General features: G+C 67.1%; 21 protein-coding genes and 1 pseudogene. 12 read left to right on the top strand and 10 right to left on the bottom strand.

Annotated features, from left to right (window positions below; genetic code table 11):
• Positions 1-2 precede the first annotated feature (2 nt).
• Positions 3-755, bottom strand: coding sequence for a PIG-L family deacetylase (locus tag P3L18_RS16565; RefSeq protein WP_006368044.1), 753 nt, complete (start codon positions 753-755; stop codon positions 3-5).
• Positions 756-938: 183 nt separating this feature from the next.
• Here P3L18_RS16565 and htpG point away from each other — a divergent pair, with 183 nt between their 5' ends.
• Together htpG and P3L18_RS16555 are read left to right on the top strand one after the other, a co-directional pair.
• Complete coding sequence (htpG, locus tag P3L18_RS16560) at positions 939-3,020, top strand: molecular chaperone HtpG (protein WP_276114698.1); 2,082 nt, start codon at positions 939-941, stop codon at positions 3,018-3,020.
• Complete coding sequence (locus P3L18_RS16555) at positions 3,013-4,047, top strand: hypothetical protein (RefSeq protein ID WP_079929836.1); 1,035 nt, start codon at positions 3,013-3,015, stop codon at positions 4,045-4,047. Before htpG ends, P3L18_RS16555 begins: the two co-directional genes overlap by 8 nt.
• Positions 4,048-4,067: 20 nt before the next feature.
• Here the strand turns inward: P3L18_RS16555 and P3L18_RS16550 are convergent, their stop codons facing one another.
• Positions 4,068-4,625 (bottom strand): hypothetical protein, encoded by a 558-nt coding sequence (locus P3L18_RS16550; protein WP_276114697.1) that lies wholly within the window; start codon positions 4,623-4,625, stop codon positions 4,068-4,070.
• A gap of 133 nt (positions 4,626-4,758) precedes the next feature.
• On the opposite strand from P3L18_RS16550, the gene P3L18_RS16545 reads away from it, so the two are divergent.
• Entirely contained in the window at positions 4,759-5,232 is a 474-nt protein-coding gene (locus P3L18_RS16545; protein ID WP_276114696.1) for a nitroreductase family deazaflavin-dependent oxidoreductase, read from the top strand.
• A gap of 29 nt (positions 5,233-5,261) precedes the next feature.
• Here the strand turns inward: P3L18_RS16545 and P3L18_RS16540 are convergent, their stop codons facing one another.
• A complete protein-coding gene (locus P3L18_RS16540) occupies positions 5,262-6,089 on the bottom strand; it encodes a crotonase/enoyl-CoA hydratase family protein (protein WP_079929833.1) in 828 nt (275 codons plus the stop codon).
• Between the two features lie 93 nt (positions 6,090-6,182).
• Here P3L18_RS16540 and P3L18_RS16535 point away from each other — a divergent pair.
• From P3L18_RS16535 to P3L18_RS16525, 3 genes and pseudogenes are all read left to right on the top strand, one after another.
• A pseudogene (locus tag P3L18_RS16535) lies at positions 6,183-6,620 on the top strand (PaaI family thioesterase); the annotation flags it as partial.
• A 113-nt stretch (positions 6,621-6,733) separates the two neighbouring features.
• Positions 6,734-7,693 (top strand): helix-turn-helix domain-containing protein, encoded by a 960-nt coding sequence (locus tag P3L18_RS16530; RefSeq protein ID WP_276114695.1) that lies wholly within the window; start codon positions 6,734-6,736, stop codon positions 7,691-7,693.
• Positions 7,690-8,241 (top strand): dihydrofolate reductase family protein, encoded by a 552-nt coding sequence (locus P3L18_RS16525; RefSeq protein WP_014362207.1) that lies wholly within the window; start codon positions 7,690-7,692, stop codon positions 8,239-8,241. Before P3L18_RS16530 ends, P3L18_RS16525 begins: the two co-directional genes overlap by 4 nt.
• Here P3L18_RS16525 and P3L18_RS16520 read toward each other — a convergent pair.
• The gene (locus P3L18_RS16520) at positions 8,234-9,334 is read right to left on the bottom strand and encodes a diacylglycerol kinase (protein WP_014362208.1); all 1,101 of its coding nucleotides are present in this window, start codon (positions 9,332-9,334) and stop codon (positions 8,234-8,236) included. The two genes, P3L18_RS16525 and P3L18_RS16520, sit on opposite strands and share 8 nt — an antisense overlap.
• A gap of 171 nt (positions 9,335-9,505) precedes the next feature.
• Here P3L18_RS16520 and P3L18_RS16515 point away from each other — a divergent pair, with 171 nt between their 5' ends.
• The 5 genes from P3L18_RS16515 (at position 9,506) to P3L18_RS16495 (ending at position 13,698) form a co-directional block, all read left to right on the top strand.
• Positions 9,506-10,240 (top strand): glucose 1-dehydrogenase, encoded by a 735-nt coding sequence (locus P3L18_RS16515; RefSeq protein ID WP_079929829.1) that lies wholly within the window; start codon positions 9,506-9,508, stop codon positions 10,238-10,240.
• Between the two features lie 95 nt (positions 10,241-10,335).
• Positions 10,336-11,388: an ABC transporter permease gene (locus P3L18_RS16510; protein ID WP_276114694.1), complete on the top strand. Its 1,053-nt coding sequence runs from the start codon at positions 10,336-10,338 to the stop codon at positions 11,386-11,388.
• Positions 11,385-12,212: an ABC transporter ATP-binding protein gene (locus P3L18_RS16505; protein WP_079929827.1), complete on the top strand. Its 828-nt coding sequence runs from the start codon at positions 11,385-11,387 to the stop codon at positions 12,210-12,212. Before P3L18_RS16510 ends, P3L18_RS16505 begins: the two co-directional genes overlap by 4 nt.
• Entirely contained in the window at positions 12,209-13,108 is a 900-nt protein-coding gene (locus P3L18_RS16500) for an ABC transporter ATP-binding protein (protein WP_079929826.1), read from the top strand. Before P3L18_RS16505 ends, P3L18_RS16500 begins: the two co-directional genes overlap by 4 nt.
• A complete protein-coding gene (locus P3L18_RS16495; protein ID WP_079929825.1) occupies positions 13,105-13,698 on the top strand; it encodes a TetR family transcriptional regulator in 594 nt (197 codons plus the stop codon). The genes P3L18_RS16500 and P3L18_RS16495 overlap by 4 nt, the downstream gene beginning before the upstream one ends.
• A gap of 3 nt (positions 13,699-13,701) precedes the next feature.
• Here P3L18_RS16495 and P3L18_RS16490 read toward each other — a convergent pair whose 3' ends face one another.
• The 5 genes from P3L18_RS16490 to P3L18_RS16470 form a co-directional block, all read right to left on the bottom strand.
• Entirely contained in the window at positions 13,702-14,400 is a 699-nt protein-coding gene (locus tag P3L18_RS16490) for a YoaK family protein (protein WP_079929824.1), read from the bottom strand.
• A gap of 27 nt (positions 14,401-14,427) precedes the next feature.
• Complete coding sequence (gene upp / locus P3L18_RS16485; RefSeq protein WP_079929823.1) at positions 14,428-15,057, bottom strand: uracil phosphoribosyltransferase; 630 nt, start codon at positions 15,055-15,057, stop codon at positions 14,428-14,430.
• 45 nt (positions 15,058-15,102) lie between these two features.
• Positions 15,103-16,347, bottom strand: a complete 1,245-nt coding sequence (locus P3L18_RS16480; protein WP_276114693.1) for a URC4/urg3 family protein — start codon at positions 16,345-16,347, stop codon at positions 15,103-15,105.
• Positions 16,344-17,636 carry a GTP cyclohydrolase II gene (locus tag P3L18_RS16475; RefSeq protein ID WP_079929821.1) on the bottom strand — a complete coding sequence of 431 codons (1,293 nt, stop codon included), beginning with the start codon at positions 17,634-17,636 and terminating at the stop codon, positions 16,344-16,346. The genes P3L18_RS16480 and P3L18_RS16475 overlap by 4 nt, the downstream gene beginning before the upstream one ends.
• A gap of 132 nt (positions 17,637-17,768) precedes the next feature.
• The gene (locus tag P3L18_RS16470; RefSeq protein WP_079929820.1) at positions 17,769-18,362 is read right to left on the bottom strand and encodes a class I SAM-dependent methyltransferase; all 594 of its coding nucleotides are present in this window, start codon (positions 18,360-18,362) and stop codon (positions 17,769-17,771) included.
• Positions 18,363-18,697: 335 nt separating this feature from the next.
• Between P3L18_RS16470 and P3L18_RS16465 the strand changes: the two genes are divergently transcribed.
• Positions 18,698-19,231 carry an FBP domain-containing protein gene (locus tag P3L18_RS16465; RefSeq protein WP_006368022.1) on the top strand — a complete coding sequence of 178 codons (534 nt, stop codon included), beginning with the start codon at positions 18,698-18,700 and terminating at the stop codon, positions 19,229-19,231.
• A 79-nt stretch (positions 19,232-19,310) separates the two neighbouring features.
• Here the strand turns inward: P3L18_RS16465 and katG are convergent, their stop codons facing one another.
• Positions 19,311-21,539, bottom strand: a complete 2,229-nt coding sequence (gene katG / locus P3L18_RS16460) for a catalase/peroxidase HPI (protein ID WP_276114692.1) — start codon at positions 21,537-21,539, stop codon at positions 19,311-19,313.
• Between the last annotated feature and the right edge of the window lie 24 nt (positions 21,540-21,563).

Here is a 21,563-nt window from a genome sequence, read left to right as displayed (position 1 = left end):
TCTCACAGGTCGACGCCGCCGCGCACGAGGTCGCGGCGGATGTAGCATTCGGTGCCGAAGAGGCGGTCACGCCGTTCGCGCGGCAGATTCATCAGACTCGAGATCATCTGGCTGCGTTCCACTTCCGAGCGATGTGAGGCGACCGCCGCGGCCTTCTGCTTGACCCACGCCGACACGTCGAGTTCGAGGTCGATGCCCGAAGGTGGCGTGCCCGGCAGGGCGTACCGGGAGATCGTCGGAAAGAAGTCGTCGACGACGTCCTCGATCATCCAGTCGGCGATGGTGGCCATGTACACCGAGCGGATGCGCCAGGCCGGTCCGGTGCTCCGATGGAGCATGGAGGCGCCTGCGGCATCGGCGGCCGCGAGGGCCAGCCGGTGCGCGTGAACGTGATCGCGGTGCCCGTAGATGCCGACCGGATCGTAGGTGAGCAGGATCTCCGGGCGCAGCCGACGGATGTGGCCGACCAGAATCCGCACCTGCTTGTCGAAGCTGACGTCGCAGAATCTCTTCGCGCCGGGCGCCGACACGGGGACCCCGTCGTCGGCGAATCCCAGCATGATCGGCTCGCGTGTCACCCCGAGCTCGGTGAGTGCGTTGCGCAGTTCACCGTGCCGGGACGTACCCGTCGCCCAGGTCGCGGTCACCACCGACACGTCGCCGCCGAGTTCGACGTGACGGGCGATCGTGCCGCCGGTCCACAATGATTCGTCGTCGGGGTGGGCGTGCACGAGCATCATCCGCGGAACCGTCATCTACCGTCGTCACCTCCTCGGTGTCGGGCGACCGGGCGCCGTCGATCGTGCGAGACCCTGTTCAGCGTACTGCGTTCACGGCTCGCTAAAATCCGACGTTGTCCCCCGACCCGGGCAGACCGCGTCCGCCGCGGCGCACGCCCGGTCGGGGATAGGTGATCCATGAGCATGTGGAGGTCGTCGATGAGTACCGCATCAGAAGTCAGAGAATTCCAGGCCGAGACCCGGCAGCTGCTGGACCTGATGGTCCACTCGATCTACTCCAACAAGGACAGCTTTCTGCGGGAGTTGATCTCGAATGCCTCGGACGCGCTCGACAAGCTGCGTCTGGAGTCGTTGCTGAACAAGGATCTCGACGTCGACACGTCGGATCTGCACATCACGCTCGAGACCGTGAAACCGGCCGAGGGCGAGTCGGGTCCGCGGTCGCTGACCGTGCGCGACAACGGCATCGGCATGTCGCGCGAGGAGGTGGTCGATCTGATCGGCACCCTCGCCAAGTCGGGTACCGCGGAGTTGCGTAAACAGCTCGCCGAGGCCCAGAAGTCCGGGTCGGACTCCGCTGCGACCGACGAGCTGATCGGCCAGTTCGGAATCGGCTTCTACTCCACGTTCATGGTCGCCGACACCGTCACCCTGGTCACCAGGAAGGCGGGCGAGGCAACCGGCACCCGATGGGAGTCGACCGGGGACGGCACCTACACCCTCGACGAGGTCGCCGACGCGCCGCAGGGCACCGCCGTCACCTTGACGCTCAAGCCCGTCGACACCGAGAACCACCTGCACGACTACACCGACCCGGCCACCTTGCGCTCGTTGGTCAAGAAGTACTCCGACTTCATCGGCTGGCCGATCCGGATGGATGTCGAGAAGACCACCACGACGCCCGCCGAGGAAGAGGGCGGTGAGCCGACCACCGTCACCACCGTCGAGCCCGAGACCATCAACTCGATGAAGGCGCTGTGGGCGCGCTCGCGCGATGAGGTGTCCGACGAGGAATACGAGGAGTTCTACCGGCACGTCTCGCATGCGTGGGACAAGCCTCTGGAGATCATCACGCTCAAGGCCGAGGGCACCTTCGAGTACCAGGCGTTGCTGTTCATCCCCACCCAGGCGCCGTTCGATCTGTTCATGCGCGAGCGCAACGTCGGTATCTCGCTCTACGTCAAGCGTGTGTTCATCATGGACGACTGCGAAGAGCTGATGCCCGAGTATCTGAGGTTCGTCAAGGGTGTCGTCGACGCCGCGGACCTGTCGCTCAACGTGTCTCGGGAAATCCTGCAGCAGGACCGGCAGATCCGTGCCATCCGGCGCCGCCTCACCAAGAAGGTCATCTCGACGGTCAGCGAGATGCGCAGCTCCCGGCCGGAGGACTACCAGACCTTCTGGTCGAGCTTCGGTCGCGTGTTCAAGGAAGGTCTGGTCAACGACTTCGACAACCGCGATGCCGTCCTCAAGGCGTCGGTGTTCGCCTCCACCCACAGCGACGAAGAACTGACGTCGCTTGCCGATTACGTGGGCCGGATGCCGGAGAAGCAGGACTCGATCTACTATATGACCGGTGAGTCGCGTCAGCAGATCGAGAGCTCCCCGCATCTGGAGGCGTTCCGCGCCAAGGGGATCGAGGTGCTGATCCTCGCCGATCCAGTGGACGAGATGTGGGTCGGTGCCGGCCTGGAATTCGAGGGCAAGCAGTTCCGGTCGGTGGCGAAGGGAGCCGTCGACCTCGACGGCATCGACGGGGACTCCGACGCCGACGATGCCGACGACGAGAAGGCCAAGGACTTCGAGGGTCTGCTGACGTGGCTGGGCGAGGCGCTCTCCGACGACATCACCGAGGCTCGGCTGTCCAAACGACTCACCGAATCGGCGGCGTGCCTCGTCGGTGACGACTTCTCGATGTCGCCGCAGCTGGAGAAGCTGTATCGGGCGTCGGGTCAGGAGGTGCCCAAGACCAAGCGGGCACTCGAACTCAACGCCGCGCACCCGCTGGTCGCCGGCCTGAACAAGGCGTTCGGTGCCACGACCGATCACCAGTCGCTCATCGACACCGCCCGACTCGTCTATGGCATGGCGCTGATCGCCGAAGGCGGCGAACTCGACGACCCGGCCGCGTTCGCCCGGCTGCTGGCGGCGACGCTCACCGATTCGCTCGGCGCGCAGGAGCAGGACGGTGCCGCTGCGGCAGGGGACACCGCGGGGGAGTCGCCGAAGGGTGACGCAGAAGGAGTGGACGCAGAAGGGGCGACGCAGTCGGGTGAGTGAGCCCACCACCACGTGGCGTCGCCGGCCGGGACGAGGATGGCTCGCCGGCGCCGCCACGTTGGTGGTGATCGTCGTTGCCGTGGCGACGACGCTGGTGTTCACCCTTGGACGTGAGGATTCCTCGCCGTCCACCCCGGCCGAGACGGTCTCTGCCTTTCTGCGCGCGGTCGCCGACGACGACGGTGCCGCCGCGCTCGCGCTGATGACCGAGCCCCCGTCGCGCGAGTTCCTGACGTCCGACGCGTTGGCGCGGGCGCACGCCGCCGCCGCGATCACCGACGTCTCCGCACGCGAGCTCGGTTCGGGTGAAAGCAGCGGCGGCTCGACGACTCCGGTCGCGCCGACCCCACCCCCCGGTTCCCGGACCGCCGGCGAGTCCGCCGACGTCGGTGCCGAGTTCCGGATCGGTGGCCATCCGGTCCGCACGACGTATCGCACGGTACGCGACGGCCGGCGATGGCTGGTCGACGACGGTCTCGCCGCGGTGGAACTGGCGTCGTCGACGATTCCCGGTCTGTCGCTGCAGGGTCGGCCGGTCGCCGGGATCGGCACCGCCTATGTCTTTCCGGGCCGTCTTGTCTGGGGAAGCAGCAATCGCTACCTTGCCGTCACCGACTCGACCGACGTCACCGGGGGTGCGGCGGCGCCGACGAGGGCCGATCCCGGCGTCACCCTCGGTGACGCCGGCAATGCTGCGGTGGACTCGGCGCTGCACACCTACCTGGATCGATGCGCGAATTCCACGCAGGCCGACGCCTCGACGGATCGGCCGGGATGCGTGCAACGCCTGTACCGCTCGGCAGAGGTCTCCTCGGTCCGCTGGCGCGCGCCGAGCAGTCTGCACGACCTGGTCCGGGAACTCGATCCGGCAACCCCCACCTCGGTATCGGTGTTCGGTGGGGTCACCTGGCGGGCGCACTACACCGCGACCTACGGTGGCGAGACGACCGCGGAGGTGGACCAGCCGATGAACGGTGCGGTCGACCTCGACGCACAACCCGTCCCGACGTACTCATCTGCCGGCTGAGGCGCCGTCCGCGGGCGAGGTCACAACGCCGCGTCGAGCGCACCCGACTCGGCGTCTCCGGGCAACGCGACGACCGCGATGTCGTTGGCGCGGAACAGCGGCTGCAGTGGGACTCGGTGGCGTGCAGCACATTCGGTGATCATCGATGCCCACCCGCGGTCTCGCGCCGTCACCCCATCAGCCCCCGGACGCGCCAGCAGAGCGGCGAGGGACAATCCGCTGCTCGCGGCGATCACCTGACCGAGGTGCTCCATCATCGTGTCGAGGAGATGGCGATTCGGGGTGTGCGGCAGTGGTAGCTGGTTGATCACGGGAATCATCTGCGTGCCGCGTTCGACGAAGACCAGCCACAGGGTCGGCTCGTCGAATCCGAGTGGCCCCATCAGGGCACGCCACCGTTCGCGGAGTTCGGCGACATCGTAGAAGGGCAGCTGCGCGGCCTCGGTCGGTGGGATCGGATCGGTGTCGGGAACGGCCCTGTCGGGAACGGTGCTGTCGGGAACGGTGCTGTCGGGTACGGGGTCGGCCGCCCCGGAGACAGGCTGAGGGGATGTGGGATTGCGGTGATCGGATGTCATGGGCAGATCCTGCGCCGACGTGGACCTGTGGTGCGCACTTGCATCCACACCTGTGAGTCCCGCCCTTGACGTATGGGGGCCCGCTGCGCAACCGTGTCGGTCTCGTGCACCGGGCCCGTGCCAGACTGGGCGGATGGGCTTACTCACCCCGCTGGCCGTCCGCATCGGCTCGATTCCTTGGATGCCGCGCTATCTTCCGAAGATTGTCAAGTGTGACAACGTGATACGTACGTTGACCGGCGAGCGGTACGGACTGCTCGACATTGCCGGACTGCCGAACACGACCGTGGTGGTGGCGGGCAGGCGTAGCGGTGTGGAGCGGCAGACGCGATTGCTCGCGGTCCCGCGATCCGGCGGCCGCTGGCTGATCGCCGGATCGTATTTCGGCGGCGAGAAGACTCCGCAATGGGTGTACAACCTGCGCGCCACCGACTCCGCCGAGATCATCGACCGTGGCCGGCGCCGTGCGGTGCGCGTCGCCGAACTCCATGACGATCACCGAGCCGCCGCATGGCAGGAGTTGCGGTCGGTGTGGCCCAACTTCGATCTCTACGAAAAGCGCACCGACCGGCTGATCCCGGTCTTCGAACTCACGCCGACCGACTGAGGCCGGCCTCCCGGTGACGCTTCGGTTCTTCAGGATCCGGAGAACCTGGGCTTGCGCTTCTCGAAGACGGCCGTCACCGCCTCGGTGAGGTCGTTGCTCGGCAGGAACGCCGCGTTCCAGGCCGCCACATAGCGCAGGCTGTCGGCCTGAGCCGCGGAACGGCTGTGATCGAGCACGGCCTTGACGCCCTGGACCACCAGCGGCGGATTGTCGGCGATCTCGCGGGCGGTCGCTCGAGCGGCCTCGAGTGCCTCCTCCGGGGTGGCGAACACGTCGTTGACGAGCCCGATCTTCTCCGCGCGGGCGGCGTCGATGTCCTTGCCGGTCAACGCGAGCTCCCGCAGGTGCCCCTCGCCGATGATCCCGGGCAGGCGGGCCAGGGTGCCGACGTCGGCGACCATCGCCACACGCACCTCGCGCACACTGAACTTCGCGTCGGAGCTGGCATAGCGGACGTCGGCGGCGGTGATGAGGTCCACGCCGCCGCCGATGCACCAGCCCGAGATCGCCGCGATCACCGGTGTGCGGCAGTCCGCGACGGCAGTGATCGATGCCTGCATGCGACGGATCGTGTCGTGGAACTCGGTGCGTTCCTTGGCTTTCGAGCCGTCGGCGAGAACCGCCCCGAGGTCACCGGCCATCGCCGCGAGATCGAGTCCGTAGGAGAAGTGCGCACCCGAACCGCGGAGCACGATCGCGCGGACCGCATCGTCGGCGTCGAGTTCGGCGACGAGCACCGGTAGCTCCGCCCAGAAATCCGGGCCCATCGCATTGCCCTTGCCGGGGCCGATCAGGCTCACCTCGGCGATGTCGTCGCCGACCACGACGTCGAAGGCCTTCCGCTGTGTGTCACTCATGCCTAGCAGGCTACCGAGACGCTCATCGTGCGACTCACCCGCACGTCTGCGGCGGGCAGGTGATCGGGGCGGACGCGGACGAGTGGATCCTTCGGTACGAAGCGAACGTGGGGGAACGCGGTGAACGGACTACGCAATCCCGTCGCCCCACCGGTCGTCGTACACCACGACGGCGATCTGGCCTTCGCCGAATTCGAACTGGGGCCGGCGTACGAGGGCCCGGCAGGTCTCGTGCCCGGCGGAATGGTCGCCGCAGTCCTCGATCAACTGTTGGGCTCGGCGGCCGAGCACGCGGGACACCCGGGAATGACCGGCACCCTCACCGTCCGCTGTCGACAGGGGACCGCGCTCGGGCCGATCCGTGCGGAGGCGCGCCTCGATCGGGTGGAGGGTGTCAAATCGATTGCGACCGGCCGTATCCTGACCGCCGACGGTGTCACCGCCGAAGCCGAGGGGATTTTCATCCTGCCGCGGTGGGCCCGGGACGCGGCGACCGCGGAGTCATTGCGCACGTCGCTCGGCGACGGCTGAGCCGACCACCGAAGGAGTCGAGCGTCTCGGGGGAGTACCGCAAGAACGGTCAAGCGGCGCAGGGCGCAGGCGTCAGATACTGGAACCATGACGACGACCCCTGTTCTCCGGTCATGACCGACCCCGGTCGTGACCGCGTGCGTGAATTGCTCGACGCAGTACTCGCCGACGACAACGTCTCGCTGTCCGGAATGGCGGCGGGTGCGCACAGCTCCGAATTCCATTTCAGCAGGCAGGTGAGCCGATTCGCCGGAGAGTCACCGGTGGCGATGCGTCGGCGGGTGATGCTCGAGCGGGCGTGCTGGTATCTGCGCCAGGGGAGTTCGGTCACCGAGGTGGCCTTCGATTCCGGCTACGACACGGTCGAGGGATTCAGCCGGGCCTACTCCCGCGCCTTCGGCCACCCACCGAGTTCCGCCGGCGCCGACTCGTCCCGCGGGCACTGGCTACCCGCGCCCAACGGTATCCACTTCCATTCGCCCACCGGTCTGTATGTCGAGGATTGCGACGGCGCGGGCACCTCCGCGGGATACGGTGAGACCGCGGGCAATCCGGTGGCGCTGATGGTACGACACGACCTCGACGACGTGACTGCGCTGCTCGATGCCGCCACGGGACTCGAGGCCGCCGAGTACGAGCGAATCAGGTTGCCGGAGCACCGGATCAGCGACTGGCAGGGTCCGGACGACTCGATCGCGCAGGTGCTGGCGCACCTGGTCGCCGACAAGGTGCCGTGGCTAGCCGCAATCGAGGGCCACGATGCGCCGGCCGACATCCCGACCGGCCTCGACGCCTTGATCGCACTGCACCAGGAGGTCTCGGGTCGTTGGCTCGCGCTGATCCGGGAGATCGATCGTCACCACGCCTGGGCCGACCGCGTGATCGACGCCATCTGTGAACCGCCGGAATCGTTCCTGCTGTCCGAGATCGTCGCGCATGTGTTGACCTTCGCCGCCCACCGGCGTGTTCTCGTCCGGATGATGATGCGCGACGCGGGCGTCGATCTCTCACCCGATCACCGTGACCCCGACCCGATCATGTGGCACCGCAACCGAACCGGAGGACTCTCGTGAGCACTCGATTCCGTTACTACACCGCGACGACGCTCGACGGGTTTCTCGCCGACGACCACGACGACCTCGGATGGCTGCTGCGTCAGCCCATCGACGAGACCGGCCCGATGAATTACACCGACTTCATCGGCGATATCGGGGTGGTGGTGATGGGGGCCACGACCTACCGGTGGGTGGTCGACCACGAGGTCGGTGGCGGTAAACCATGGCCGTATACGACACCGACATTCGTGTTCACCCACCGTGACCTCGAGCCGGTCGCGCCGTCGATTCGCTTCGTCTCCGGCCCGCTCGCCGATCGACGACAGACCCTCCTCGACGCCGCTGCCGGCAAAGACATCTGGGTTGTCGGGGGAGGGGATCTGGCGGCCCAATTCGCGGAGGCCGGCATGCTCGACGAGATCATCGTCAACATCGCCCCGGTCATGCTCGGCAGTGGGCGTCCGCTGTTCACCCGCCCCGCCGATCTCCGGTTGATCGACCACGGTCGCAACGAGGCATTCGTCTGTGCCCGCTACGAAGTGGTCGGGCCCGACGAAGCTAGGTGAGCGCCGTCGGGGTCAACCGCGGCCCGCTGATCAGCGGTAGGTCCAGGGTTGTGCGAATGCCCGCCGGGCCGGCCACGACCGCCGGGATGGCGTTGACGATACGGCCCGCGGCGGCCACGATCGCGGCGTGGTTGTGGTCGCCCTTGCGGCTCGTCGGACAGATGTCGATGCGATAGGACGGTTCGCCGGTGATCTCCACGCGGTAGCAGCCGCCCGGTTGCGCGGGCTGCGCCCAGTCCGGCCGGAGATCGCCACGCAAGCGGGTGACGTGTTCGATGACGATCCCGGGCTTGCCGTCGACCATGCCGATGATCTCGAAGCGCACCGCGGCCCTCGTCCCCTTCGCGATGGTTCCGGTGGCAACCTCGAAATCTTCGGGGGCAGGCTCGCTTTCGTGACGTTCGACGATCTCATCGATGGTCACATCCATCGCGGCGGCGATCTGATGCAGTGAGGTTCCCCACGCGAGTCCCAGGATGCCGGGCAGGAAGAGCATCGGGGTCTGATCGAGCGGAGCGCCGAAACCCATCACATCCACCATCACCTCGGTGCCGTCGTAGGTCGCGTAGTCGGCGATCTCCATGCAGCGGATCTGTTCGACGTGTTGACAGGTTCCGCTGAACGCGAGCGGGATCAGGTCGCTGACGAAACCGGGATCGACACCGGTGATGAACACCGCGGCATCGTGGTCGAGCGCGGCGGTGGCCACCTTGTCGATGGCCTTGGGCGGCATGGCACCCCACGGATACTGCAGCGGTCCGGGCGCGGAGCCGACCACGTGAATGCCCGCCGAGAGCAGCCGCACGACGTCGGCCGTCGCCTCGATCGGACGGGTGTCGCCCATCGCGCAGTACACGACGCACTGCGGTGACGCCGCGATCACCGCATCGAGACCCTCGGTCGCCACCACCCCGGTGGTGTCCGCGGCACCGGTGATCGTCGCGGCGTCGAGGCCGACCTTCTCCGGGGAGTGCACACCGACGGCGACGAGATCGAAGCGGGGATCGGCGATGACCTGGGCGAGCGCGAGGCGTCCGGCGTTGCCGGTTCCCACCACCGCCACCCGGATCGCCGGGTCGCCAACATCTCCCATGTCTGCCTCTCTGCCGCGGCGCCGGACCGCGAAAACCAGGCCCGCTCGCTTCGCTTCCGGCACCCGTGGTGAACAACTGTCTGGTCTGGTGTCCATATCAGTAGAACACGTTCTCGCCGAACTGGCTAGAACGTGTTCTCATTCGAGATGCTGCGCGGTAGGGTTGCTCGCATGGGACGAGTCGACGGCAAGGTTGCACTGATCACAGGCGGTGCGCGTGGGATGGGCGCCTCGCATGCGCGCGCTCTGGTGGCGGAGGGGGCGAAGGTCGTCATCGGCGACATCCTCGACGACGAAGGCGTTGTCTTGGCCGCCGAACTCGGTGAGGCCGCACGCTTCGTGCATCTCGACGTCACCGATCCGGAGCAGTGGCAGGCCGCGGTTACCACGGCCGTCGAGGAATTCGGCAAGGTCGATGTGCTGGTGAACAACGCCGGTATCGTCAACGGCTCGACGATTCAGAAGTTTCGTCTGGACAAGTGGCGGCAGATCATCGACGTCAACCTGACCGGCACGTTCCTCGGCATACAGACCGTCGCCGACCCGATGATCGCGGCGGGCGGTGGGTCGATCATCAACGTGTCCTCGGTCGAGGGGCTGCGCGGAAGTCCTTGGGCGCATGGGTATGTGGCGTCCAAGTGGGGTGTGCGCGGGCTGGCCAAGTCGGCCGCGCTCGAGCTCGCGCCGCACAACGTCCGCGTCAACTCGATCCACCCGGGCCTCATCCGGACGCCGATGACCGAGGGGATTCCCGAGGACATGGTCAAGGTCCCGATGGGACGCGCTGCCGAATCCGCCGAGGTCTCGACATTCGTGGTGTTCCTGGCCAGCGACGAATCGTCGTACGCCACCGGCGCCGAGTTCGTGATGGACGGTGGTCTGTCGGCCGACGTACCCCACAAATGATCTCGCGTCCGCGCAACCGTCGGCCGCGCCACGATTCGGACAATTAATTCAACAACTGTTGACTTTGTGACCTGGGCGGACCTACCGTCGCTGGTATGCGAGCGATGATCATCAAGGAATTCCGCGAATTGGTGCGCGACAAGCGCACGCTCGGTCTGCTGGTTGCGATGCCGTTGCTGTTGCTGGTGATCTTCGGATACGCCGCCAACTTCTACGTCTCCTCCGTACAGACGGCGGTGGTTGGACCGCAGGCGAACACCGTCGCCGCCGGTCTGCCGTCCTACTTCGAGGTGACCGACAAGTCGACCGACGACACTGCCGCCGATGCCCGGGACATGTTGCGTGACAACAAGGTCGACGTCGCGATGGTGACCGGCGACTCGCCGACGGCGCCCATCGAGGCACTTGTCGACGGGTCCAATCTGTTTGCCGCGCAATCGGCGGTCGGTGCCCTCAACAAGTTCGGTGCCAAGGTGCACATCGAGGTGCTCTTCAATCCCTCGCTCAAGACGTCGTGGGTGATGGTGCCCGCGATCATCGGTCTCATCCTCACCTTCATCGGCACGATCATCACCAGTATCGGACTGGTGCGTGAACGCGAGACCGGGACGCTCGAACAGCTTGCGGTGATGCCGATCTCGCCTGCCCAGGTCATCCTCGGCAAGATCGTGCCCTACTTCCTGGTCGCGGCCGTGGACATGATCATCGTGACGGTGCTCGGCATGCTCCTGTTCGACGTGCCGTTCAACGGCAACGTGCTCACCTTCGCGATCGGCGCCGCGTTGTTCTTGTTCGTGGTGCTGGGTCTGGGGGTGTTCATATCCACGATCTCCCAGACCACCGGGCAGGCCATCCAAACCGCCTTCTTCTTTCTGCTTCCACAGATCCTGTTGTCCGGCATGATCTTTCCGCTCGACGCGATGGCCGCGGGAGTGCGCTGGATCGGGTATCTGCTGCCACTGACCTATTTCACGATGATCTCGCAGGGGGTGATGCTGCGTGGGGCGCCCATCTCGACGCTGTGGCTGCCGCTGCTGATACTCGCCGTGATGGCGGTCATCGTGTTCACCGCGGCAACCATGCGGTTCCGTCGTGACCTTGCGCCGGGCACCGGTCATCGACGCGCGGCCCAGGAGAAGGCCGCATGATGATCGGGGCCGAGGACGTCACCGTGACGTTCGGGAAGACCACGGCTCTGGATTCGGTGAGCGTGCGCGCTCACGAGGGTGAGATCGTGGCCATCGTGGGTGGTGACGGAGCCGGAAAGTCGACACTGCTGCGGCTCTTCGCCGGCGAGGTGCAGCCGAATTCCGGGCAGGTGCACCGTCCACCCAAGAAGCACGTGGGATTCCTCGCGGCCGGTCCGGGCAGTTGGGGAGCTCTGACCGTCCGGCAGAATCTCGACTTCGTCGGCGGCATCTACGGACTCGGAGGAGAGCAACTCCGTTCGCGCCGTGACGAATTGATCGAGTGTTCCGGTCTGTCCGTGGCGGCCGACCGGATGGCGCGGGACCTGTCCGGCGGTATGCGACGCAAGCTGGGCACCGCGATGGCCATGATCCACCGCCCACCGCTGTTGATCCTCGACGAACCGAGTACCGGCGTCGACCCGGTGAGTCGGATCGATCTGTGGGGCATGATCGCCGAGACGGCAGCGGCGGGGACCGCCGTCCTGATGTCGACGACCTACCTCGACGAGGCCGAGCGCGCGGGTGATCTCGTCGTGCTCGACGACGGTCACGTACTCGTCGACGGATCCTACGATTCGGTGCGAGAAGGCTTCCCCGGCATCATCACCGAGGGCGCCACCCCGGTGCGACGAGACTGGTCGTGGCGGCGCGGCCACCAACGCCACGAATACTGGACGACAGAAGAAGACACGACCCCGGATTCCAGGGTCGCCCCCGACCTCGAGGACATCGTGATCGCACTCTCCTTGGCGCGGCGGAACAGTCAGGGGGCACCGGCATGAGCGCGGAGCAACGGGGGACCACGCCCGAGGCCACCGGATCGCTACTCGGCAGCCGTTCGGTGACCCGACGATTCGGTGATTTCGTCGCCGTGTCCGAGGTCACGATGTCAGTGGAGTCGGGTGAGGTCGTCGGACTTCTCGGCGCCAACGGTGCCGGCAAGACGACCCTTATCCGGATGTTGTTGGGATTACTCGCGCCGACCGACGGGCAGACCTCCCTGTTCGACGGCCCACCCGACCAGCGCCGGCGGGCGCGGCTCGGCTACGTGTCCCAGAATCTGGGCCTGTACCGCGATCTGACCGTGCGCGAGAACATGACGTTCAGCGCGGATGCCTATCACGGTGATGCGACGGTCCCCGCCGATCTCGCGGGCTACGCCGACACCCTCGTCGGGAATCTGCCGCTCGGCACCCAGCGCAAGGTCGCCTTCGCGGTTGCGCTCGCCCATCATCCCGACATCCTCGTCCTCGACGAGCCGACCTCGGGGGTGGATGCGTTGTCCCGGGCGCAGCTCTGGGACACCATTCGCGCGCAGGCGGATTCCGGGGTGGGGGTTCTGGTCACCACGCATTACATGGAGGAGGCGCAGGAGTGCGACCGGCTGCTGCTGATGTCGGCGGGTCGGCTGGTCGCGCAGGGCAGTGAGGAGGACGTCGTCGGTGACACGCGCGCCGCGCTCGTGGACACGCCGGACTGGCGCGGAGCCTTCGCGGCGCTGCAGGGCGCAGGTGTTCCGGTCATCCTGGCCGGCCGGACCATCCGGGTGGCCGACACCGATCCGGCGCAGGTGCGCGGCATCCTCGCGCATGCCGACATCTCCGCCGAGGTCACCACGGTCCCGGCGACCATCGAGGAACGGATGCTGGTTCTCGCCCGCACCCCGGAAACGCGATGACCGGGCGGACGCGGGGCAGACCACCGGCGGGACAGTCGCGCGACACTCGCGAGAGGATCCTGACGGCGACCCGGGAATTACTGGCGGACAACGGGTTCGATCGAACCACGGTACGTGCCGTGGCCGGCCGTGCCGGTGTCGACCCGGCGTTGGTCCATCACTACTTCGGGCCGAAGAAGAACCTGGTGGCCGAGGCACTACGACCGCCCGTCGACTTGTCGGTGGTGTTCGTCGACATGCCGACCGACGAGCGTGCCGGCCCGGAGTTCGTGCGACGGGCCATCGCAGCGTGGGAATCACCGGAGTTGCAATCACACATTCCCGGCGTCCTGCGGCTCATCGCTTCGACCAACCATGCCGCCGGCCCGGCGCAGGACGTTCCGGGAGCAATCGTGGAGGTTGCGCTCGGCGGTGCGGTCCGCGCCGACCGCCGAGAGCGGCGACTGGCGCTGATCGCCTCCCAGATGTTCGGACTTCTTATGCTGCGCTTCGTGATCCGACAGCCCGAGATCGTGGCAGCCGATCGCGACGAGCTCGTGGCGCAGGTCGGTCCGGTCATCACCCACTATCTCACCGGCGACTTGACCTGAGCGCTACGGCGCTGGTTTGTCGGTCTCGGCGATGCCGGGGGTGTCGCGCTCGTCCCAGATGAACAGGGCGAGGGTGACGCCCAGGAATGCCGCAGGTATCCAGGCTGCGTGGACGCCGATGAGGTGTGTGGTCAGTGCGCCGATCAGAGCGCCGCCGGCGAAGATCCCCACCACCCCGAGATAGATCGCCAGTGGCCGCCGCGATTCCGGGTCGCGATCCACCGCCACGCCGTGTGCTGCCTCGACCAGACGCATCAGGTTCCCGGTGGTGGCGATGGCGACGTAGTTGTGCCCGGCGACGTTCCGGAACATCTCGATCTGCATCGCGGCGACGAAGGCTATCGGGATCGTCACCGTATAGTGCGGGGCACTCGACGGGATGAATCCGACGATGGCGAGGATCGCCGCTTGCAGGGCGACGGTCGCCCGGATCGGGTGGGGCAGTAGGCGATCGAGCCTGCCCTTGCGGATGTGCACCGCCGCCCCGATCCCGACGAGGAATGCCAGAATCGGCCACACATGCGCCAGCGCCTGCATCGGGTGTCGCTGGGCGATCTCGACGGCGAAGAACACCACGTTCCCGGTTTGAGCGGTGGCGAAGGCGCCACCTCGCGCGAGGTAGGTATAGCTGTCGAGGAATCCGCCCGCGCAGGTGACGAGGAAGGCGAATCGTAACGAGGAACTGGTCTGTACCGTCGGCATTGATCGGCTCTCTGACTCTCGTTCGGCTCAGGCGGTGCCGTAGATCCGGTCGCCGGCGTCACCGAGACCGGGCAGGATGTAACCGTTGGCATCGAGTTCACGATCCACCGACGCGGTGAACACCGGGACGTCCGGATGGGCGCCGTGAAGCATCGCCAGACCCTCGGGGCAGGTCAACAGAGCGACGAACCGGATCGAGCGCGGCCGATACTCCTTGATCCGGTCCACCGCGGCCACCGCCGAATGTCCGGTGGCCAGCAGTGGGTCGACGATCACGACGTCGCGTTCCTCGAGCTCACGAGGCATCTTGAAGTAATACTCCACGGCAACATGGGTTTTCGGATCGCGGTAGAGCCCGATGTGACCGATCCGCGCACCGGGCACCACCGTGAGCATGCCGTCGGCGATCGAGGTTCCCCCACGCAGGATCGACGCGAAGACCAGCTTCTTGCCGTCGATCACCCTGCCGGTGGTGACCTCCATCGGCGTCTTGACGGTGATCTCCTGCATCGGGATGTCGGCGAGTACGTCGTAGGCCATCAGGGTGGCGATCTCGTTGAGCAGGCGGCGGAAATCGTTGGTGGAGGTGTCGCCCTGTCGCATCAGCGTCAGCTTGTGTTGCACGAGTGGATGATCGATGACGTGCACGGCATTCATCAGGTGGCCCTTCTTCGATGGTCGGTGGACGTCCGGGTGCCCGGGTCAGAACACCGTTCCATCGCTGTCGATGGTCAATGGTGGCAGGCCGCCCCGCAGCTGGGCCGCATATCGGCGCCCGGCGGCCCAGGTCCCGCCTTCGAGGACGCATGCCAGGGGCAATCCCGGGACACCGAGTTCGGCGGCCACCAGTGGTGCGAGTTCGTCGAGCAGGGCGACGGTCAGTGCGCGCCACTCGACGACGAACTCGTCGCCGACCGACCACACCGACTGTGCGGCATCCGGATTCACCGTGGCCAGGACGCCGGAGTCGAGCAGCAGGCCGCCGTTGCGATATTCGGGCAACGCGGTCAGATCATCGAGGCCGCCGACCTCGACCCCGGCCGCCGCGAAGGGTTCGAGCAGCGAATACGTCAGCCACTGCGACAGCTTGTGGAACGGTATCCATCCCTCGGTCGCACCGGGGCCGTGGACGTCACGATGGCGCCAGCAGTCGCCCAGGGCGATGCCGTCGATCCGGTTGTCCGAGGGCCAGATCGGGGCGAAGAGATCGAGGAGTGCGGTGAGGATGTCGTGTGCCCGGACGTCCCGTGTGCCGCCTCCGAGGTGGTCGAACAGATCGCCCGGACGTCCGGTGCCGAACACGTCGGGACGTGCCGCCATGGCGTCGGCGAGCCGGTTCAGTACCTGCAGTCGGCCGTCGAGACCGACGAGCGGCGTGGTCTCGGTGATGCCGAAAGCTGTTGACAGGCGCGCCGAATCCAGAAGGCGCAGACCTTCGGCATCTACCCGTAGGGGCTTTTCGTGGCTGCCGGAGAAGACGCCGCCGAAGAACGCGTGGACGCTTGCCACCGCGAGTCCCTCGGAGCGGGTGAACCGCAGTCCGGTGCCCGGCTCGTCGAAGTACCAGTCGGCTCCGGCGCCGGCGTCGAGAAGAACACTCACCACGGCGAGATCGATGTGGGTGCGGGCGCGCTCGGCGGCATCGACGTCGCCGAGTCGCGCGTCGAGTTCCGCGGGGCGATCGATGCCGCCGGCCTCGACGTGGCGCCACCGGCTGTGGAAGGGGATGTCGAGGTCGGGGTAGCGCTCGCGCGTCAGCGCCGACACGAACTCGACCACCGTGCCGATGCGGGAGTCGTCGACAATGAAATGGGCGGATCGGCCGGCACGGGCGTAGGCGAGGAGATCACCTGCGCGACGCCGGATCTCGGCGGTCGACCGAAGAGCGGCGGGCCCGTCGAGGGCGCCCACCGACGGCGTCGAGGACTGACCAGCGGGTGAGCTCATCGGCTCAGCCCCCGGCCCTTCACCTGACGCAGGTCGTCGGTGGTCGGCACCGCGCCGCTGGTGAAATAGCCTGCGGCCGTTTTGGCGTCGATCTCCACGCGCGCATCCTCCGGGATGAGTTCGGGTGGGATGTCGACGCGCTCGCCGACCTCGATGCCCGAGCCGGTGATGGCGTCATACTTCATGTTGCTCATCGAAACCAGCCGGTCGATTCGGGTGATACCAAGCCAGTGCAGGACGTCGGGCATGAGTTCCTGGAAGCGCATGTCCTGAACGCCGGCAACGCATTCGGTGCGAGCGAAGTACTGATCGGCGGTGTCGCCGCCAACCTGTCGTTTGCGGGCGTTGTAGACCAGGAACTTGGTGACCTCGCCGAGGGCGCGCCCCTCCTTGCGGGAGTAGGCGACCAGACCGACCCCGCCGCGCTGGACTCCCTGGATGCATTCCTCGATCGCGTGGGTGAGATAGGGGCGGCAGGTGCAGATGTCCGAGCCGAACACGTCCGAGCCGTTGCACTCGTCGTGCACCCGCGCGGTCAGTTCGACGGCAGGATCGGACAAGCCTTGCGGATCACCGAAGATGTAGACGGTCTGGCCACCGATCGGCGGCAGGAAGACCTCCAGATCCGGCCGCGTCACCAGCTCCGGGTACATGCCACCGGTCTCCTCGAAGAGCACCCGGCGCAATTCGGTGTCGCTGCAGCCGAATCGGTCGGCAATGCCGGGTAACCACCACACGGGTTCGACGGCCGCCTTGGTCACCAGTGCCGCGCCGGTGGGCAGCAGGACATCTCCATCGGGCTGCAGGCGGCCCTGTGCGATGGCATCGATGATCTCGGGCAGGATCACATGGGCCTGGGTGATCGCGATCGTGGGACGGATGTCGTATCCCGCGGCGAGGGGTTCCGGGAACGACTCGGCGACGAGTGCGCCCCAGGGATCGATGCTGACGATGGCGTTGCGGTCGGCCCACTGTGGGTGCGGCCCGACGACGTCGGTGGGGGAGGTGTTGGTGAGGTCGGCCCGATGCTCCCGCGACAGCGCGCCGGAGGCGACGGCGAGTGCACGATAGACGCTGTAGGAGCCGGAGTGCGTCCCGATCACGTTGCGGTGGGCGCGGTCGGTGGTGGTTGCGATCACCGGCCCCCGCTCTCGGGCAGTCGGCGCACCCCAGGTGATGGCCGGGGCACCGGCACCGCCGCTGTGCGAGGTGAGGCGGATGTGCCCGAGTGCGCGCACTGCCGACGGCCGAGAATCCGCGGGCACAGAACTGTCGGATGCGGCAGGCATCGGCTACTCCTTTCACCTACCCCGGCAATTCGGTGGTACCGGTGTCCCGGATGCCTCCCTCGGGGAAACCGCCAGCATAGCCACTGCCGCGGGCTGCCGCCGGGCGAGTGGGCCGGGGTATCGGCGCCGATCTCAGCGGTCTGCCGGGCGCGAGTGCACCGACACCGCGTACGCCCCGCCGGCGAACGGACGGCGGTCCCAGGTGGCGAATCTCCCGACCGGTTCGAGGCCGGCGGAGCGGGCGTGGATGTCGTAGTCGGACAGTGCAAGACGGTCCGGGCGGAGCTGGAATCCGGCGACCAGCAGCCCGCCGGGCCGTAGCCTCGACGCGCACTGCCGCAGCACCCCGGCCTCGGTGCCGGGCGTGAGGAAAATCATCACGTTGCCGGCCAGGACAACGAGATCGAAGAGGTCGTCGAGGTGGGCGTCGAGTGAACTCAGATCGGCTCGGAGCCAACGGATGTCGCCGGACTTGCGGTGGGCGGTCGCCAGCATCGAGGGGTCGGCGTCGACGCCGACGACCTCGAAACCGCGGCGGGCCAGCTCGATGGCAACCCGCCCCGTGCCGCACCCGGCGTCGAGTATGCGCCGACCGCCGATCCCGCGTGCGAGATCGGCGACCAGGTCGGCTTCACCGTGGATGTTCTCGCCCGCGGCGGCCAGGCAAGACCAGCGGTCGTCGTAGTCGTCACCACGTGGCGCCGCCGTGCCGTCCCATCGGGTCATGAGCCGAGTGTGTCACGTGAAGAGCCCACGTCCCGGGGCGGCACATGAACCAACACGCCTGTCGGCGGGAAACGTGTTGACTCCGGGCACCCCGGACGATGACACTGGCGCACGTGAATCGACGGGAGGTCGCCGGCGTACGCGCCGGCCGCAGATAGCCGCAGGCATACGCCGCGAACGTCCGACAGAGGCGTTCGCGCGATGAGTCATTTCTGCGGACACACGCTCCGCGTCCCTTCACCACCGTGCGACGTCACCACCGTACGACCGGCCGTCGACGCCGCGCCCGCACGGCAGCTCACCCTCGCGCGGTGCACATCTCCCAGGAGTCTTCCATGCGACCCATGACCGAATCAGAGATCCGCGCATCGTTCGTCAACACCTCGGTGCGTGAACGCAAAGCGATCACCATGCCCGACGGATTCGACGCCATCCGGTGGGACCGGCTCGACTATCTCGGTTGGCGCGATCCCAAATCACCGGGCACCGGGTATCTCGTTCTCGCTCCCGCCCCCGACGCAGGTGACGACTCCGGGGAGGGCGGCGGTGCCGAGCCGACCGGGATCATGCTGCGTGCCGGCGCCGTCCCGGCCCGCACGCGACCGCAATGCGCACTGTGCGAAGACATTTCGCTACCCAATGAGGTGATCCTCTTCGCCGCGCGGCGCGCGGGCGCCGCGGGTCGCAAGGGTGACACCGTCGGAACCCTCATCTGCGCGAACTTCGAATGCTCGGAGAACGTGCGACGCAAGCCGTCGTCGGCGATGGCCGGTGACGATCCCGAGCGGGTACGTCGGCTGCGCATCGGTGCGCTACGCGAGCGGGTCGCACGGTTCGTCGCCCGAGTCGGGGAGCCGGTGACCCGGTGACCCGGTGACGTACGACGATCGGGGGCACCGACGCGACATGCGCGACGATGCCCCCGATCGGGTGCGATGACCGGCCAGGTCAGTGCAGGTCGTACCGGTCGAGTTCCATCACCTTGGTCCACGCGGCGACGAAGTCGGCCACGAACTTCTCCGTGGAGGTGTCCTCGGCGTACACCTCGGCCAATGCCCGCAGATCCGAGTTCGACCCGAAGGCCAGATCCACCCGCGTGCCGGTCCACTTCTGCGCGCCGGTCGCCCGATCGGTCGCGACATAAGTGCCGTCATCGGCCGGCGACGGTGCCCACTCGACGTCCATGTCACAGATGTTGACGAAGAAGTCGTTCGTCAGCGTGCCGGGCGTTTCGGTGAGCACACCGAGTGACGAACCCTGATAGTTGGCGCCGAGCACGCGCAGACCACCGACGAGCACCGTCATCTCCGGTGCCGAGAGGGTCAACAGGTTGGCCTTGTCGACCAGGTTGTACTCGGCGGGCAGTACGTTGCCCTTGCCCTCGTAGTTACGGAAACCGTCGTAGCGCGGCTCGAGGTATGCGAACGACTCGACGTCGGTCTCGTCCTGCGAGGCGTCGGTACGACCGGGTGTGAACGGCACCGACACCGACAACCCGGCGGCCTTGGCCGCCTTCTCGATGCCGACGACACCGCCGAGCACCACGAGATCGGCGAAGGACACCTTCGGACCGGACTCCTTGTTGAAGGCGTCGGCGATTCCTTCGAGGGTGCTGATGACCTGTGCCAGCTCGTCCGGTTCGCTGGATTCCCAACCCAATTGGGGCTGCAACCGAATCCGGCCGCCGTTCGCGCCCCCGCGGAAGTCACTGCCGCGGAACGTCGCCGCTGCCTTCCACGCGGTCGAGACCAGTTGTGCCACCGACAGACCGGACTCGAGGATCGACGACTTCAGCGAGTCGACGTCGGCGTCGGAGATCGTCGGTCCCTGCTGTGCGGGAACGTTGTCCTGCCACAGGTACGTCTCGGCGGGTGCCAACGGACCGCGGTAGCGGATGGCCGGGCCCATGTCACGGTGCAGCAGCTTGAACCAGGCCTTGGCGAACTCGTCGGCCAGTTCTTCGGGATGATCGAGCCAGCGGCGGGTGATCTCGCCGTAGATCGGATCGAACCGCATCGTGAGGTCGGTGGTCAGCATCGACGGGTGGGTCTTGCCGTCGCCCTGGGCCATCGGCACCGAGTTGGCCCAGCCGTTGTCCTTGGGCTTCCACTGGTTGGCTCCGGCCGGGCTCTTGGTCAGTTCCCACTCGTTGCCGTAGAGGATCTCCAGGAACGAGTTGTCCCACTTGGTGGGGGTGTGGGTCCAGGTGACCTCCAGGCCACTGGTGATGGTGTCGTTGCCGACGCCGGTGCCCTGCGGGTTCTTCCAGCCCAGCCCCATCTGTTCCAGCGGTGCGGCCTCGGGTTCGGGGCCGAGTTTTTCGGCGTCACCGTTGCCGTGGGTCTTGCCGAAGGTGTGTCCGCCGACGATGAGCGCGGCGGTCTCCACGTCGTTCATCGCCATCCGGCCGAAGGTCTCCCGGATGTCTTGCGCGGCGGCGAGATAGTCGGGATTGCCCTCGGGCCCTTCGGGATTGACGTAGATCAGACCCATCGTGGTGGCGCCCAGCGGCTTTTCCAGGTTGCGCTCACCGGAGTAGCGCAGATTGGTGCCCAGCCAGGTCGACTCCGCACCCCAGTACACCTCCTCGGCCTCCCATTCGTCGGGGCGGCCGAACGCGAATCCCTTGGTGTGGAAACCCATGTCCTCGAGGGCGACATTGCCGGCGAGGACCAGCAGGTCCGACCACGACAGCGCCTTGCCGTACTTCTTCTTCACCGGCCACAACAGCCGGCGCGCCTTGTCGAGGCTGACGTTGTCCGGCCAGCTGTCCAGCGGTGCGAAACGCTGCATGCCGGTGCCGGCACCGCCGCGGCCGTCCTCGACGCGGTAGGTACCCGCGGCGTGCCACGACATGCGGATGAAGAAGGGTCCGTAGTGACCGAAGTCGGCGGGCCACCACGACTTCGAGTCGGTCATGACCGCCTTGACGTCGGCGACGAGTGCGTCGACGTCGAGGTCGGCGAGTGCGGCGTCGTAGTCGAAGTCGCCGCCGCGCGGGCGGATGACATCGGGATTATGGGCCAGGACACGCAGATTCAGCTTGTCCGGCCACCACTGGTTGTTGCCACCGCCCTCCACCGGTGGGCGGATGTGCATGGGACATCCTGAGCCCGACGGCTCTCCGGCGGGGGTCTGGGCCTCCCCGATGGGGGGTGCGGTTTGCTCGTCAGACACGACGTTCCTTTCGGTGATGGGTGA

It is taken from the genome of Gordonia sp. N1V, from assembly GCF_029269935.1.
GTDB lineage: Bacteria > Actinomycetota > Actinomycetes > Mycobacteriales > Mycobacteriaceae > Gordonia > Gordonia polyisoprenivorans.
Note: the sequence above shows the minus strand (reverse complement) of the source record. Positions and strands in the feature narration are given on the sequence as shown.

Coding starts and splice junctions, on each gene's coding strand:
- P3L18_RS16565 (WP_006368044.1), bottom strand. CDS start 755: ATGACGGTTCCGCGGATGATGCTCGTGCACGCCCACCCCGACGACGAA.
- htpG (WP_276114698.1), top strand. CDS start 939: ATGAGTACCGCATCAGAAGTCAGAGAATTCCAGGCCGAGACCCGGCAG.
- P3L18_RS16550 (WP_276114697.1), bottom strand. CDS start 4,625: ATGACATCCGATCACCGCAATCCCACATCCCCTCAGCCTGTCTCCGGG.
- P3L18_RS16545 (WP_276114696.1), top strand. CDS start 4,759: ATGGGCTTACTCACCCCGCTGGCCGTCCGCATCGGCTCGATTCCTTGG.
- P3L18_RS16540 (WP_079929833.1), bottom strand. CDS start 6,089: ATGAGTGACACACAGCGGAAGGCCTTCGACGTCGTGGTCGGCGACGAC.
- P3L18_RS16530 (WP_276114695.1), top strand. CDS start 6,734: ATGACCGACCCCGGTCGTGACCGCGTGCGTGAATTGCTCGACGCAGTA.
- P3L18_RS16520 (WP_014362208.1), bottom strand. CDS start 9,334: ATGGGAGATGTTGGCGACCCGGCGATCCGGGTGGCGGTGGTGGGAACC.
- P3L18_RS16515 (WP_079929829.1), top strand. CDS start 9,506: ATGGGACGAGTCGACGGCAAGGTTGCACTGATCACAGGCGGTGCGCGT.
- P3L18_RS16510 (WP_276114694.1), top strand. CDS start 10,336: ATGCGAGCGATGATCATCAAGGAATTCCGCGAATTGGTGCGCGACAAG.
- P3L18_RS16505 (WP_079929827.1), top strand. CDS start 11,385: ATGATGATCGGGGCCGAGGACGTCACCGTGACGTTCGGGAAGACCACG.
- P3L18_RS16500 (WP_079929826.1), top strand. CDS start 12,209: ATGAGCGCGGAGCAACGGGGGACCACGCCCGAGGCCACCGGATCGCTA.
- P3L18_RS16495 (WP_079929825.1), top strand. CDS start 13,105: ATGACCGGGCGGACGCGGGGCAGACCACCGGCGGGACAGTCGCGCGAC.
- P3L18_RS16490 (WP_079929824.1), bottom strand. CDS start 14,400: ATGCCGACGGTACAGACCAGTTCCTCGTTACGATTCGCCTTCCTCGTC.
- upp (WP_079929823.1), bottom strand. CDS start 15,057: ATGAATGCCGTGCACGTCATCGATCATCCACTCGTGCAACACAAGCTG.
- P3L18_RS16480 (WP_276114693.1), bottom strand. CDS start 16,347: ATGAGCTCACCCGCTGGTCAGTCCTCGACGCCGTCGGTGGGCGCCCTC.
- P3L18_RS16475 (WP_079929821.1), bottom strand. CDS start 17,636: ATGCCTGCCGCATCCGACAGTTCTGTGCCCGCGGATTCTCGGCCGTCG.
- P3L18_RS16470 (WP_079929820.1), bottom strand. CDS start 18,362: ATGACCCGATGGGACGGCACGGCGGCGCCACGTGGTGACGACTACGAC.
- P3L18_RS16465 (WP_006368022.1), top strand. CDS start 18,698: ATGCGACCCATGACCGAATCAGAGATCCGCGCATCGTTCGTCAACACC.